The following is a 14,032-nucleotide window of genomic DNA, read 5'->3' on the forward strand; positions in this document are numbered from 1 at the left end:
GAGAATATTATGGATATGCCCACCATTGTTTTCACCAGCCGCGATCCTGGCACATGTTTGCAGATGATTCCCGTCATTCGGCGAGCCATAGAACAGGCAACGGTCAATGTTCTGGTGGTCGCCCAGGGAATTTCTGCTGATTTGTTGAATGAGAGTGGAATCCCGTTTCAGCTTTTTGACGGATGGCGTGAGGGTACTCTTGAGCAAGTGGATTATCCGGTAGATTCCGCAGATACGGAACTGCAGCAATGGCTGGCTGTGGCAGAGGGTGTATTAGCAAATATAACACGCGGGGTTTTGGTTACCGGTAATTCCTCCTTGGGATTTGGGGTGGATGAAATTTTCCGTTACGTCGTTCGGACCTGCCGCCCAGACTTTTCCTGTCTCACCTATTATGACTTTTGGAGCGGTGGAAATGCTTTGGGAGGCGTTTTTGCGGATGTAGCTCTGGTTTTGGATTCAGAAGCCGCTTTGAATATCTCCTCACGCATAGGGATGGATTGTGTTGTCGTCGGTTCTCCTCGACATGAGGCCGAATCGTTGGTTGCCCCTGAAATAGACCGGTCGGAAGCTCGTAAGATTTTTGAAGTCGCATCAAACGAGATGTTGGTGGCGTTCATGGCTCAGACGCACGACGTTCCAGGGCACGATGAAAATTTTCAGTATCTTGTGGAAGCAATACGGGAATTTCCACAAGAGCGAATAATTCTTGTGGTCAAAGCCCATCCCAAATTTCCAGAAGTCGGGCATCAGCTTGTAGAAATGGCCAAGGAATCAGGGGTTCGGGCGGTCCTTTACAGGGAAGGGGAGCCTTTATCCAATTTGTTTGCAGCGTTGGATATCGTTTTTGTCTGTACGTCTATGGTTAGCATGGATTACGCTCAGTTCATTGCACGTTCTTTTGTCCCCCTCGGATTTCTTGCACATATTCTCATTGGTCAGGCGATGCAGAGTCATATGCAGGATGTGTTCGGTTTTTTGGAGACTCCCTTGGTGCGGGCAGGCGTTGGCTGGAATGTGACACAGACAGGTATGCTGAGAGCATTGTTGAGCGATGGAGTGTCAGAGAAAAAATACGCCACAATATATCACCATTCGGCCGGTGCCTTGGACCCGACTGGAGCGACTCAAAGAGTTTTGGACCAGGTTTATAGTCACATTGATCGCGCATCAAAGGAGTCCCAATGAGTGTATTTGATCAGTTTTTATTGAAAGATAAAGCAGTGCTGCTGACAGGTGGGTACGGTTTGCTGGGACGCCATTTTGCAAGCGTTTTAAGTCAGATGGGCGCTTCGGTAGCTGTAAGCGGTCGGAATCTTGATAAGTGCCGTGAAGTCGCCAGGGAAGTGGACGGGTTGGCAATAGAGATGGATGTTTCCAATCGTGACAGTGTTGAAAATGGAGTGCATGCGGCCGAACGGGAATTCGGAGGCCTTGATGGTCTGGTGAACATGGCTTCATTCAGCGCTCCGGCCCAGGCGGGAAAATCTTCGAATCGCGATGGATTTGACGTTGTAGCTTGGGAGCGGGCTTTACAAGTTGATCTGACGGGGACTTTCCACTGTTGTGTGGCAGCTGGGCGGGGTATGCGTGAAAAAGGAAAGGGCAGCATCATAAATATGTCTTCAATCTATGGAGTAACTGCGCCGGATCAAGGAATTTACGCTGATATTGTGAATGAAGATGGTTCTCCGTTTATCAAACCGCCAGGCTATGGAGTAGCCAAAGCCGGCATAGCCAACATGACACGGTATCTTGCGACACGGTGGTCTGCGGAAGGAGTGCGGGTCAACACCTTGGTCCTTGGCGGAGTTTTTGACGGTCAAGATAAAGGGTTTGTGAGACGATATGAAGCCAGAACGCCTATGGGACGAATGGCCAGCCCTGAAGATTGTCATGGGCCATTGGTGTTTTTGCTTTCAGATGCAGCCTCTTACATGACCGGAGCTGATCTGGTTATAGATGGCGGTTGGACGATTTGGTAAAATTTATTGGTCAGATATGAGGAATAGCAATGTTTGATGTTAATTTTTTCCGTAAAACGCTGCCCGTAAAGCAGGATATAATCAGTGGGGCGAGTGCATTAACCCCAAGTGAAATTGAAGAACATTTTGAGGCGCAGCGCAACCGGGCCCCGTATATATTTAATATTGAAACCACAAATGCGTGCAACATGTCATGCCTTATGTGTCCCCGCCCAAAACTTATGACGCGGCCGGTTCAGCACATGAAGCAGGACCTTTTTGAGTCTTTGGTGAAGCAGATGACTCCACATGATTCTGGCGAATTGGAGCTTTTTCGTGATCTGATAGCCAAGGAATATGGAATTACCGCAGACGAAGCATCAGAGAACGCTTTTTATTTTTATACAATCGCGCAAAGTGTTGTCTTACATGGCTATGGAGAGCCTCCTCTGGATCCCAAGATAGTGAGTCGAGTACAGGCCTGTACGGATCGAAAAATCCCTACATATTTTTCCTGTGTGCCCGCTAATATTAGAATGGATCGTTTTGAACAGCTGTTCAAAGCCGGGTTGGGTACGGTCAAGTTTGCGATGGAATCCTTGGACCCTGAGGAGCAACGGCGGGTTCGTGGAGAGAACTATGACCTGGAGAAAGCCATGCAGCGTATCGGGCAGGTCATTGATTTCAAGAAGGATCATCCTGAAGTTGATACTCGTTTGGTTGTCACGCTTGTTGCCATGTCCGACTCCGATGAGGCCGTAGAGGAGCATCTTCGCTTTATTCGATTCTGGGCTGATTATCCGGTGCTTGCCTATGTCAAATCACAAGACAATCGATGGTTTTATGCGGAGGAGGATGCAAAGAACAAGTCTCACTATCTTACACAATATTGTGAGTTTGCATGGACTTCTATGTCAGTAATGGCTGGCGGAGAAGTCCTTCCTTGTACGCAGGATTTCAATGCGGAGATGGTCATGGGCAATGCCAACGAGCAGTCTCTTGAAGAAATTTGGAATAGCGAGCGGTATCGGGCTTTCCGCCATGCCCATATTACCGGCGAAGGAATTGAGAAATATAAGTGTCATGGACGTTGCGATCTACCAAAAGTCCATGACCGTCTGGGGTTGTTGTAAAAATTGCTTCTATGAGGTGTGTAGTGAAGAAAGCATTGTATGGACTTCCCGAAGAAGTACGATTTTGCACTCGTTGTGTTATTTCAAACCAGCGTCCTGGGTCGGTGGTGGAATTTAAGAATACAGGGAAGGAACCCAAACCGACTATTAAATTTGATGACGAGGGTGTGTGCAGTGCCTGTCGTTTTGCAGAGATAAAGGAAAATAAAATTGACTGGGATTTGCGAAAAAAGGAACTCCTTGAATTGTGTGACTGGCATCGCAGCAAGGATGGAAGTTATGATTGCGTAGTTCCCGGCAGCGGAGGTAAGGATTCGGTTTTTACTGCCCATGTTTTGAGGGAGCAGTATGGAATGAATCCGCTTACTGTCACTTGGGCTCCTCATATTTATACTGAGGTGGGCTGGCGTAACATGCAGAATTGGATGCGGTGCGGCTTTGATAACATGCTCTTCACACCGGACGCCAAAGTACACCGTTTGCTCACTCGGCTTGCTTTTGAAAATCTTTGCCATCCTTTTCAGCCCTTCATTATCGGGCAAAGGCTTATTGGGCCGCGAATCGCAGCCCTCTACGGTATTCCCCTTATTTTTTATGGAGAAAATCAGGCCGAATACGGTAACGACATTGAGGCGAATGACAAGCCAACCATGGACCCTCAGTTTTTTATGGAAGAACCCGATTTGGACAGTCTTGTTCTTGGTGGTGTTTTAGCCCGTGAACTTGTGGACCGGTATGGAATTTCCATAAATGATCTGAACCCGTACCTTCCGGTTCAGCCGGATCGTCTTAAGAAGATCAATGCCGAGATGCACTACCTGAGTTACTATATTAAATGGGATCCGCAGGAAAATTACTACTACGCCTCGGAACATTGTGACTTCGAAGCTAACACGATGCGTACCGAAGGGTCTTACTCCAAGTATTCATCTATCGATGATCGCATAGATCCGTTGCATTACTTCACGACATTGGCCAAGTTTGGCATTGGCCGTGCGACTTACGATGCGGCTCAGGAAATACGTAACGGTAAGATTACTCGAGAGGAAGGTGTTTCTCTGGTTCATCGTTATGATACTGAATTTCCTTCTAAAGATTTCCGGGAAATCACCGAATATATGGGTATTACTGAAGATCGTTTTTGGGAAGTGATTGATGCTGCCCGCTCTCCGCATCTGTGGGAGAAAGTCGACGGTGATTGGAAATTGCGTCACCAGGTGCAAAATTTGAGCATATAAGCCCCTGTCAATTTTTAACCAGCGAGAAACCCTTCATGAAATATATTAGAACAAAGGTGTATGACACAAAATCAGAGCCCAAAGAAATCTTTAAGGTTATCGGGAAGATGATTGGTGAGCATTTACAAGAAAAAACAGTTGAAGGTCCGTTTCGCCTTTTGGATATTGGATGTGCCGCTGGAGCATTCATTGAGTATCTGAATGATACATTCAGTAATTTTCAATTTGATGGTGTGGATGTTGATGAGGATTTGCTTAAAATAGCCAGGGAGTCGCTCCCCAAGGCTTGTTTCAATTATTCCGATGCCTGCGACCTGAAGGCCTTTGAGGAAGACACCTTTGATGTCGCCACGTATCTGGGAACAATGACCATTTTTGATGATTTTAAGCCTTCATTAAGTGAAGCGATTAGAGTGCTTAAGCCCGGCGGCCAGCTTATAGTATTTAATTTCTTCAATGAGCATCCCGTGGATTTGACTGTGCGCTGGCAATATAGTGGTGACACTGACAATTGGAATTCGGGATATAACCTTTTTTCCATTAAATCCGTATCTACTTTCCTTGATGCGCATGAAAAGGTGACTTCTTTTGATTTTACGCGATTTGAACTTCCATTTGATCTTGAACCACAGGAAGACCCTATTCGCTCCTGGACTGAAAAGAATGGCGAAGGTCGGCGTATTTTTGTAAACGGCGTTGGTTATCTGGATATGCAGATTCTGAGTATAAAAGCATGAGTTCGGCGAGTTTCTTCAGCATAATTCCCGCACGGGGGGGATCAAAAAGTCTACCTCGCAAAAATGTGCTTCAACTCGGGGGGAAACCCTTACTGGCATATACCATTGAGGCCAGTCTCGGCTGTCCTTTGATACAGCGAACAATCGTCAGTACTGAAGACCCGGAGATCAAGAGTATTGCCTTATCATATGGGGCCGAAGTTATTGATCGTCCGTATTTTTTGGCTACAGATGAGGCGCAGACACATGATGCCGTCGATCACGTCCTCGGTGTGTTGCGGGAGCAGGGAACGGTGCCGGATCATATTGTTCTCTTGCAACCGACGTCCCCCCTGCGCAATAGTGCTCATCTTCATGAAAGCGTTCTTGCTTATTCTGACTCTGACGCAAAAAGTTTGGTCAGCGTGACGGAATGTGAGCATCACCCATACAAAAGTGTCACCAAGGACAATGGTCACCTGAGACCTCTGTTTGACGCCAAGAGCATGGAGATGCGACGGCAGGATTTACCCGAAGCCTATCGGATTAGTGGTGCCATATATATTCTTCCCACAGAGACCTTCCTGAAGGAAAAAAACTTTATCGTTGATCCGGCTATGGCATTCCCAATGTCGGCTGAAGTAAGCATTGATGTTGATACGGCTTTAGACTTGGCGCTTGTGGAACTTGTTCTGCAACAAAGGTAGTTTTGAAATGGCATCAGTTCGACTTATTCCTCGGCTCGATATCAAAGGGCAAAATCTTATCAAGGGTATCCATCTTGAAGGACTTCGTGTCATTGGTGAGCCCAACAAATATGCACAGGCATACTATCGGGCCGGAGCAGATGAACTCCTGTATATTGACGCCGTTGCCAGCTTGTACGGTCGTGAGAACCTCTTAGATATCGTGCATCATACCACGCGTGATGTGTTTATACCCATTACTGCTGGCGGCGGAGTGCGTACATTGACTGATGTTCAAAATTTATTGAATGCCGGAGCAGACAAGGTGGCTATCAACACGGGGGCTGTTCAAAATCCTGAAATAATACGAGATATTGCACAACAATTTGGGTCGCAATGCGTTGTCCTTTCGGTGGAGGCGATCAGACAGCCTTCTGGGAATTGGGAAGCTTTCACAGATTGCGGCAGAGAAAGTACCGGGCTGGATGTGGTCGACTGGGTACAACATGCCGAATCTCTTGGCGCGGGAGAAATCCTCGTCACTTCTGTAGATAAAGAGGGAACACGCAAAGGTTTTGACATTAATCTTGTCCAATCAATATCCAGTGCCGTGAGTATTCCGGTCATTGCCAGTGGCGGGATGGGGAGTGTGGATCATTTAATGCACGTTGTGGAAGATGGAGGGGCCAATGCCGTGTCCATGGCTGACATCCTTCATTATAATCGAATGGCATTGGAAGATCTTCGTTATGAGTGCGTTCAGCGTGGGTTGGAAACGAGAAAGATATGAGCAGAGTTACGATAATTGACTATGGCGTGGGCAATCTGAGAAGTGTTGCTATGGCCCTGTCTCATTGTGGAGCCAATGTTTCTCTCGCTTCGTCGCCGGAGGAGATTGTTGCCGCTGACCGCGTTGTTTTTCCTGGAGTCGGCGCCTTTGCAAACGCGATGAACAAGCTCGACGAAATGGGCTTGACGCAGGCTATTAAGGCTTACGCAGAGTTGGAGCGTCCTTTTTTGGGGATATGTCTGGGAATGCAGATGATGTTTGATTCAAGCGATGAGTTCGGATTGACAGCTGGATTGGGGCTTATTCCTGGCACTGTTGAAAAGATTCCCTCTCATGACGGGGCGGGGAAGCTCCATAAAGTTCCGCACATAGCTTGGGCCGGTTTGTTGAAACCGCAAGAAACTCCTACTTGGAAGGATACTTTGTTCGAGCGAACGCCTGAAGGGACCCCGATGTATTTTGTTCATTCATATGCTGGTAATCCAACCGATTCTGAATACAGGTTGGCCGACTGTGAGTATAACGGGCGGATATTTTGTGCAGCTGTGGGTTCTGGGAATTTGTATGGCACCCAGTTTCATCCAGAGAAGAGTGGTGAAGCCGGACTCGTCCTTTTGCGACAATTTCTTGCATAGCAATTACAATCAAAGGAGATGTGTATGTCTACTTTTTTTAAGGCGGATAAAGGTTATCATAAATATCGGCAAGCCAAGAGTATTACCCGAGAAGATCACGGAGACCTTTTTCCTGAAGCATATTGGGAATACCGCGATAAATGGGTTGATAATCCAGCCCGTCAGATTGTCGAGGAATACCCTCTGCATCTTGGCGTTGAAGTTACGACTTTGTGCAATCTGAAGTGTACATTTTGCGTGCGAACACTTGAAATTGAAAAGGGTACCTTTCGGGACATCAAACATATGTCCATGGATGTCTTTGATTCCATTGTCGAGCAGACTTCTGGCGGGAAGGTTGCCGGGATTTGTCTGAATGCCATAGGTGAGCCTCTTATGCATCCTCAGATTGTTGAAATGGTTCGCCATGTGAAGGATGCTGGTGGTTACCTGGACACGATGTTTCATACGAATGCGATGTTGCTGACCCCGGAACTTTCGGAAGGGCTTATTTTGGCTGGTTTGGATCAGTTGATTTTTTCGGTGGATGGCTCAAGCAAGGAAGAATATGAGCGCGATCGAGTGGGCGCAAATTATGACACTGTGGTCGAGAATGTTCGCACCTTTCACAAAATTCGTACCCGCCTTGGAAGCCGTTTGCCAATCATAAGGATGACAATGATTGTCAGGCCTACAACAACACAGGAAAGCCTCGATAAATTCTATAAACAATGGGAATCAATCGCAGATATTATTACATTCCAGGAGTTGGCCGAGTATGCCGAGAAAAAGGCTCCATGTGAAAATCGTGAAATATGCTCACAGCCTTGGCAACGGCTTGCAGTGGATGTGAACGGCAACATCCTTCCTTGTTGCGAGGCCTTGGTTTACTCGGGAAAGATGATTCTTGGTAACATTAAGACCGATAATATTAAGGATATTTGGAAGGGTTCTAAGATGGAGAAAATGCGAAGTGCTTTGAAAAAGCATGACTACAGCAAGTATCCCATCTGCAAGAATTGCAGCATCCATACCTAAGATAAATCATTTCAATTCTTTGTCTTGTCGTGATTTTTGTCTATGGCCCAAGAGTCGGTTTTGGGCCGTAGTCCAAAGGATAACGGGGAGTTACATGTCGAAGATTGATCAAATGTACGCAAATTGAGTCCAGTTCCTTGAGAGAGAATTTTCTGAGTTCAAAGCCCTTGAAGTCTCCGAATAATGTATGGATATATGGTTGAAACGGGCATGTGTGTGGACGGTTTTTTGCAATGGAATTCATTAAGAAAATAATTGGAACATTCTTGCCATGTGCCTCAGGCCGGAATGATGTCATGGCGAAGCTGCCATAAATACGCTGTCCTGTTTTGGAGAAGATTGAAAACGTATGACTGACAATGAAGCTGTCGATATCCTAGCTGAAATTGAACGGGAAATGGATGTGACAAACCTCCTTTTTCGGGGGATGCGTGTATGGCCTTTGATTCGTCAGCGCCTTTGGGCCAACTTTCTCAATCCATATTTACACAGTCTTTCGTTGCCAAAAGAGTCTAGGCGTGAAGTTCGTTTTGATTTGTCTGAAGAGACGCTGCATTTGTTACAGCAGGCGGGCCCGAAGGACGTGGTCTTTATTTCGCGGCCACAGGACAACAATGAATTGCTTCGTGGTAAGCGGTATAATCGATTTGTTGATCCTCTCATGGAAATCCTTCCAGAGGAACTGTCAGGCATAAAACTGGAGATGGATGAGGAACAGGACGATACCGACAGCGATATCCCGTCATTGTCCATTATGGGGGAGATGAAGGTCTCCGGGCCGTTCCCTGAAGAAAATATAACCGGTTTTAAAAGACTGAATCGGATTCTTTCTCGAATATGCTCCCTTCAACTCGATCAGGATATCATCATCAAGGATGCTCTCGTTGCTCGAGCTTATGCCGACATGTACGGTATCTTTCTGGATAAGTTGCAACCCAAGGCTGTGATGTTGGTTTGTTACTACCATGTCCCCATGAACGGGTTGGCTCTTGCTTGTCGTGAGAGAGGGATCGTTTGTGTGGATTTGCAGCATGGCAGACAGGGCAGGTTTCATGGCGCATATACGCATTGGACAGTTTTTCCGAAGTATGGTTGGGAATTTTGTGCTTCACACTTCTGGTGTTGGGGTGAGCCTACCGAAGCGGACATGAAACGACATCTTCCAAAAGGAAAGGAAGGGCTCCCGCAATTTGTGGTCGGAGGGTATCCTTGGTTGGGGATGTGTGCCAATGGAGACGCCTTGGACCAGAAGGCTGAAACCCGACAAGTTGAAGAGTTGGTTCAGGGGAGGACTGCTATTTTGGTGACTCTTCAACTGCTGTGGGAGGACATGATTGAGGAGATCGGGCGGGCAATACAGATTTCGCCACCAGATTGGATTTGGCTGATTCGTATGCACCCAAAGCAAATAGAGAAAATTGACGAAGTCAAAAAGCAGCTTTCCTCAGTATCGGGTTGTTACGAAATCGAAGCTGCGTCCTCCCTGCCATTATATCTGTTGTTGAAAAAAAGTTGTTGTCATGTGACCAGTTTTTCTACGTGTTGTTTTGAAGCATTGCATTTTGATGTTCCCACTGTTCTTTCGGGCGAAAGTGGGGCCATTTTGTATAAAGAATATGTTGATGATGGAACTTTTTTACACGCTATGACCGGCGAGCAGATACAGAAAAATGTGGCCAGAATGGAGACAGTTAAAGAGTGCTCCGGGATGGATTGTATTGAAACTTCTTCGCATATTGCCATTAAAGCAATTGAAACGATTCTGAGTCAGAAAATAGTTAAATTTGTTCCTTTCAAGGTTACCGGAGAATAAGGTATGTCAAAAGAAGATATCAATATCCACGGGGGAATACGTACTATGGCCCCGGCGGTACGAATCAGCAATCTTGCCCAGCGGTGTGTGACCGTGCCGGATGGCTGTTTTGTAGAATGTGGTGTGTGGCGCGGGGGGTGCCTCGCCGTTATGGCATCCATCGCCAACACGGATGGGCTTAACCGTGCTGTTTATGGATTCGATTCTTTTGAGGGTTTGCCCCCTCAGACCCCGGAAGACAGCGAGGATGGTCAGGAATTTGTCGGCATGTGCAGAGCGACTGAAGCGGAAGTGCATGAGACTTTTACGACGTGGGGTGTCTCTTTGGAGAACACTGTTTTGAAAAAAGGGTGGTTCAATGAGACCATTCCTGAGGCAAGTAAAGACATGCCTTCTATCGCAGTCCTTCGCTTGGATGGTGATTGGTATGAATCTACGCTTACCTGTTTGGAATATTTGTATCCCAAGATAGTGCCGGGCGGCGTTATTATCGTGGATGATTATCTTACCTGGACAGGTTGCAAGAAGGCGGTCGATGAATATCGGGCACTCCACAAAATTGACAATATTTTAATTGAAACTGATCCCTTGGGTGAAGTTTGGTGGACGAAGTAGAGTGAGCGAGAGGTCATGGTGAAAGTCGTCCACATTAGCCACGAGGATCACGGTGGAGCGGGGTCCGCAGCGTACCGTCTGCACGGTGGTTTGCGTTCTCTTGGTGTGGATAGTTCCTTTTTGTCCATGGCTGCGGCGCATGAAGAACAACATGTTCAACTTATCATGCCAGTCGATGGTGGCGTAGAGACGGATGGGGACATCCGGCGCAATCAGGAGTTCCAACAGGCTGTGGCCGCTTGGCAGGGGCTTGTGGACGGTTATCCCAATCGAGTCCGTGGAATGGAGATGTTTTCTTCACCTCTGGGTGTAGCCCCGTTGCTCAGGCAGTCTATCCCAGAAGCTACGGATATTTTGCATTTTCATTGGGTGTCCGGTGTGGTCCCATTTCAAGCTCCGCAAGCTTGGCTTGAACAGTATCCCATTGTTTGGACCCTTCACGATATGAATCCGTTTACCGGTGGCTGTCATTTTTCATTCGGATGCGACAAATACATGCAGGGTTGTGGTGATTGTCCCCAATTAGGCGGCGTTGGTGAGGATGATCATAGTCGTTCGATCCACGTTCAAAAAATGAACAGCTATGAATCTTTGGATATTACTTGTGTTTCTCCAAGCCGTTGGATGTGCGACCGGGTAGCAAGAAGTTCTTTGCTTGGAAGCCGAAGACAGGAAGTCATTCATAACGGTGTGGATTTGGATGTTTTTCACCGTAGCGAGGATGCCAGGGCAAGAGAAGGCGTCTTTTCCAATGATGATTTTGTGCTTCTTTTTGGTACGGATTCAGGAGGGGGGCGCAAGGGTTTTGAATATTTGCTCAATGCCTTGCGTGAGCTTGTGAACCAAGAGGGTGGAGAAAGGGTGAAGCTTGCCGTTTTCGGTAAGGACCCCGGTATCACACTGTGTGATATTACCCTCCCTGTAACGTATTTGGGGTACGCGAATGATGCCGCGCGGTTGGTAGATATATATTCTATGGCGGACGCATTGATTCTCTCTTCCGTGGAGGATAACTTACCGAATGTCGTCACGGAAGCACAGGCCTGCGGGTTGCCGGTAATTGCTTTTGGTGTGGGTGGAGTGCCGGAGCAGATAGAGCATAGGGAGACAGGGTACCTTGCCCGTCCCAAGGATTTTCATGATCTCCATCAAGGTATTCATTGGGCGATGGAGAGGCCTGACAGGGTTGAGGTGGCTGAAACGTGTAGGGCAAACGCCGAGGCCCGTTTTAACCATTTGAGTCGGGCGCGAGAAATGATGGTTTTATATGAATCCATACTGGCTCGTTCCAGTGGGAAAACCCTTAAGAGGGATGCGTGAATAATGCTAAGTAATTTGACCGTAGCTGATCTTGATGGCGGAATTAATTTTGTCGATATTGGCTGTAGTGGTGATTTGGACAAAAAATGGGAGCCGGTGTCAGGGCTTATCAATTATGTGGGATTTGATCCCAATGAGGAAGAATGTCGTCGGCTAAACGCGGAACCGTCATCGTTTAATTCGAGGCTGTTTGTGCCCTTTGCGGTGCATGACGGAAAAGAGCATTCCCTTTATAAGACGCATTCAATTTATTGTTACTCACTTTTGGAACCCAACATGCCTTGGCTTGATCGATTCGCTTACAATAATTTGTTCCAAGTGGAAGGTACCGAACAAGTTCAGACGCACCGACTCGACGATGTTGACGCCATCAAACCTATAAATGTTGATGTTATCAAAGTGGATTCGCAGGGGTTGGACAAGCGGATATTGGAAAATGGGCAACGTTTGGTCGATCAGGCCTTGTACATTGAGGCTGAACCCGGTTTTACGGAGAATTATGTTGGGGAAGATACGTTTACTGATGTGGATGTTTTTTTGCGAAACCGAGGCTTGCGCCTGTTTGACTTGGAATTATTTCGTTCCGCTCGAAACAACCCTTTGGGAAAAGTAAGCCCCAAACAGCAACTCATGTGGTGTCAAGGAGTGTGGTTACATGATCTTGTAGCTCCCTCCGTCGTCTTCCAGCCGTTAACGCGGGCCAAAGCTTTGAAAGCGTTACTGATATGCGCGATTGGGGACTTTCTTGATTATGGGTATGAATTGGCGGCTTTTTTCCATGGCAAAGGGCTGATCGACGATAACGAATTTAAGAGTCTTTCTGAAAAAAAGACATGGGAATTGTAAGTGTTTAAATTATTGTTGTCGGATAACAGCCATCCAAATGGGGAAAGGTAGTACATGAAAATAGGAGCCCTTGTTCCCGCTCGCATTGGGTCTTGCCGGGTGCCCAAAAAGAACATTCGAAAGTTAATGGGCAAGCCCCTGCTGTTTTGGACGTTGGATGCAATTCTTGAGGCGGATTGTTTTGATGATGTCTGCGTTTCCACAGAAAGTGAAATTATAGCCAGTCTTGTGCGGGAATACTACGGTCCTCATCGAGTCCGGATACAAAATCGACCTGAAGAGTTGGCGACGAACACCGCTCCGATGAAAAATGTTGTCGCGCATTATCTGGAGTCTGTTCCTGATGTGGAATTTTATGGAGTGTTTTTGCCGACATATCCTTTCCGTCGGTCAGAGAAAATTCAAAACGCCTGTCGTCAATTGCATTCCGGTCATTTGGTGCGTGCTTTGGCGGTGACGGAGACCTCGCGTGCTTCGCGGGATTTGTATTACCCCGTGAAAGAAGGTGTGAAGCCGTTTTTCAGGCCTCCGGTCGTGTGTCTGCCCTATATGTCGGCATGCTACACCTTTGATCATAGGGATTTAGCCAATTCCATATGGCGACGCATGGGCTATACGACATTTGAGCGTGTCTTGAAGATTCCGGTCAGCAGAGAAGAGAATATAGATATTGACACGGAAGACGATTTTCGCGTTGCGCAGGCGGTGGCTTCCGGGGCGCGTTTTAAAGTGCGCAAAAGTATTATGCACAGGACTTCTATAGGAGACATTTTGCTTCCGGAAGGAGTTGATGTCACAGCCTTCAGTAACTATCTTGGTGACCGGTTGCCTTCGCCGTCTTCACCTGTTCTTTGCTTAAAAACTTCGGAGAAACCTTCATTCATGTATACGATCAGTGATGCCGATTCGCTGGCGTACTTTTGTTCGGATGAAGCCTCTAAAAATTATAGCGCGACCACTGTGATTCGTAAAACCGCAAATAATAGTGACCAACCACAACATTATGTGCAAAGTTCATATTATCGGGTTCTTCCGAAGAATGGCGTGTTTAATATTGATACTATGGAACCCCCTCGTTATCATCCTGGTAACGATGGTCCTTGGCCGACAGACGAGTGTGTGCCCTGGGATAGGGTAATCCATATGGAAGATATGAGAAAACAACCCTTTTATGTGTCACCCGTCGAACTTGTGACACCTGAAAAATAGCGGAGTTTTTGATTATCGCAACCGAGAGTTCGAGGCGAATCCTAGACAAT

The 14,032-nt window shown here is 47.0% G+C and carries 14 protein-coding genes; all 14 read left to right on the forward strand.

Features of this window, described 5'->3' with window-relative positions; genetic code table 11:
- Nucleotides 1-9 precede the first annotated feature (9 nt).
- Nucleotides 10-1,188, forward strand: coding sequence for a hypothetical protein (locus SYK_RS12400; RefSeq protein ID WP_281760583.1), 1,179 nt, complete (start codon nucleotides 10-12; stop codon nucleotides 1,186-1,188).
- Entirely contained in the window at nucleotides 1,185-1,985 is an 801-nt protein-coding gene (locus SYK_RS12405; RefSeq protein ID WP_281760584.1) for an SDR family oxidoreductase, read from the forward strand. The genes SYK_RS12400 and SYK_RS12405 overlap by 4 nt, the downstream gene beginning before the upstream one ends.
- Nucleotides 1,986-2,014: 29 nt before the next feature.
- Nucleotides 2,015-3,097, forward strand: coding sequence for a radical SAM/SPASM domain-containing protein (locus SYK_RS12410; protein ID WP_281760585.1), 1,083 nt, complete (start codon nucleotides 2,015-2,017; stop codon nucleotides 3,095-3,097).
- A gap of 23 nt (nucleotides 3,098-3,120) precedes the next feature.
- Nucleotides 3,121-4,335, forward strand: a complete 1,215-nt coding sequence (locus SYK_RS12415; protein ID WP_281760586.1) for an N-acetyl sugar amidotransferase — start codon at nucleotides 3,121-3,123, stop codon at nucleotides 4,333-4,335.
- A complete protein-coding gene (locus SYK_RS12420) occupies nucleotides 4,296-5,072 on the forward strand; it encodes a class I SAM-dependent methyltransferase (RefSeq protein ID WP_281760587.1) in 777 nt (258 codons plus the stop codon). The genes SYK_RS12415 and SYK_RS12420 overlap by 40 nt, the downstream gene beginning before the upstream one ends.
- The gene (locus tag SYK_RS12425) at nucleotides 5,069-5,758 is read left to right on the forward strand and encodes an acylneuraminate cytidylyltransferase family protein (protein ID WP_281760588.1); all 690 of its coding nucleotides are present in this window, start codon (nucleotides 5,069-5,071) and stop codon (nucleotides 5,756-5,758) included. Before SYK_RS12420 ends, SYK_RS12425 begins: the two co-directional genes overlap by 4 nt.
- A gap of 7 nt (nucleotides 5,759-5,765) precedes the next feature.
- Entirely contained in the window at nucleotides 5,766-6,527 is a 762-nt protein-coding gene (hisF, locus tag SYK_RS12430; protein ID WP_281760589.1) for an imidazole glycerol phosphate synthase subunit HisF, read from the forward strand.
- Nucleotides 6,524-7,162, forward strand: a complete 639-nt coding sequence (gene hisH / locus SYK_RS12435) for an imidazole glycerol phosphate synthase subunit HisH (RefSeq protein WP_281760590.1) — start codon at nucleotides 6,524-6,526, stop codon at nucleotides 7,160-7,162. Before hisF ends, hisH begins: the two co-directional genes overlap by 4 nt.
- Before the next feature lie 24 nt (nucleotides 7,163-7,186).
- Complete coding sequence (locus tag SYK_RS12440; RefSeq protein WP_281760591.1) at nucleotides 7,187-8,179, forward strand: radical SAM/SPASM domain-containing protein; 993 nt, start codon at nucleotides 7,187-7,189, stop codon at nucleotides 8,177-8,179.
- 349 nt (nucleotides 8,180-8,528) lie between these two features.
- Nucleotides 8,529-9,992 carry a hypothetical protein gene (locus SYK_RS12445; RefSeq protein WP_281760592.1) on the forward strand — a complete coding sequence of 488 codons (1,464 nt, stop codon included), beginning with the start codon at nucleotides 8,529-8,531 and terminating at the stop codon, nucleotides 9,990-9,992.
- Between the two features lie 3 nt (nucleotides 9,993-9,995).
- Nucleotides 9,996-10,607 (forward strand): TylF/MycF/NovP-related O-methyltransferase, encoded by a 612-nt coding sequence (locus SYK_RS12450; protein ID WP_281760593.1) that lies wholly within the window; start codon nucleotides 9,996-9,998, stop codon nucleotides 10,605-10,607.
- Nucleotides 10,608-10,622: 15 nt separating this feature from the next.
- Nucleotides 10,623-11,927: a glycosyltransferase gene (locus SYK_RS12455; RefSeq protein ID WP_281760594.1), complete on the forward strand. Its 1,305-nt coding sequence runs from the start codon at nucleotides 10,623-10,625 to the stop codon at nucleotides 11,925-11,927.
- Nucleotides 11,928-11,930: 3 nt separating this feature from the next.
- Nucleotides 11,931-12,773: an FkbM family methyltransferase gene (locus SYK_RS12460; protein ID WP_281760595.1), complete on the forward strand. Its 843-nt coding sequence runs from the start codon at nucleotides 11,931-11,933 to the stop codon at nucleotides 12,771-12,773.
- A gap of 54 nt (nucleotides 12,774-12,827) precedes the next feature.
- On the forward strand, nucleotides 12,828-13,982 hold the full coding sequence (locus SYK_RS12465) for an acylneuraminate cytidylyltransferase family protein (protein ID WP_281760596.1): 1,155 nt from the start codon (nucleotides 12,828-12,830) through the stop codon (nucleotides 13,980-13,982).
- The last annotated feature ends 50 nt before the right edge of the window (nucleotides 13,983-14,032 follow it).

Source organism: Pseudodesulfovibrio nedwellii, assembly GCF_027923765.1.
GTDB lineage: Bacteria > Desulfobacterota > Desulfovibrionia > Desulfovibrionales > Desulfovibrionaceae > Pseudodesulfovibrio > Pseudodesulfovibrio nedwellii.

Excerpts from the sequence above, each read along its gene's own strand:
- SYK_RS12400 (WP_281760583.1), top strand. The coding sequence starts at position 10 with ATGGATATGCCCACCATTGTTTTCACCAGCCGCGATCCTGGCACATGT.
- SYK_RS12405 (WP_281760584.1), top strand. The coding sequence starts at position 1,185 with ATGAGTGTATTTGATCAGTTTTTATTGAAAGATAAAGCAGTGCTGCTG.
- SYK_RS12410 (WP_281760585.1), top strand. The coding sequence starts at position 2,015 with ATGTTTGATGTTAATTTTTTCCGTAAAACGCTGCCCGTAAAGCAGGAT.
- SYK_RS12425 (WP_281760588.1), top strand. The coding sequence starts at position 5,069 with ATGAGTTCGGCGAGTTTCTTCAGCATAATTCCCGCACGGGGGGGATCA.
- hisF (WP_281760589.1), top strand. The coding sequence starts at position 5,766 with ATGGCATCAGTTCGACTTATTCCTCGGCTCGATATCAAAGGGCAAAAT.
- hisH (WP_281760590.1), top strand. The coding sequence starts at position 6,524 with ATGAGCAGAGTTACGATAATTGACTATGGCGTGGGCAATCTGAGAAGT.
- SYK_RS12440 (WP_281760591.1), top strand. The coding sequence starts at position 7,187 with ATGTCTACTTTTTTTAAGGCGGATAAAGGTTATCATAAATATCGGCAA.
- SYK_RS12445 (WP_281760592.1), top strand. The coding sequence starts at position 8,529 with ATGACTGACAATGAAGCTGTCGATATCCTAGCTGAAATTGAACGGGAA.
- SYK_RS12450 (WP_281760593.1), top strand. The coding sequence starts at position 9,996 with ATGTCAAAAGAAGATATCAATATCCACGGGGGAATACGTACTATGGCC.
- SYK_RS12455 (WP_281760594.1), top strand. The coding sequence starts at position 10,623 with ATGGTGAAAGTCGTCCACATTAGCCACGAGGATCACGGTGGAGCGGGG.
- SYK_RS12460 (WP_281760595.1), top strand. The coding sequence starts at position 11,931 with ATGCTAAGTAATTTGACCGTAGCTGATCTTGATGGCGGAATTAATTTT.
- SYK_RS12465 (WP_281760596.1), top strand. The coding sequence starts at position 12,828 with ATGAAAATAGGAGCCCTTGTTCCCGCTCGCATTGGGTCTTGCCGGGTG.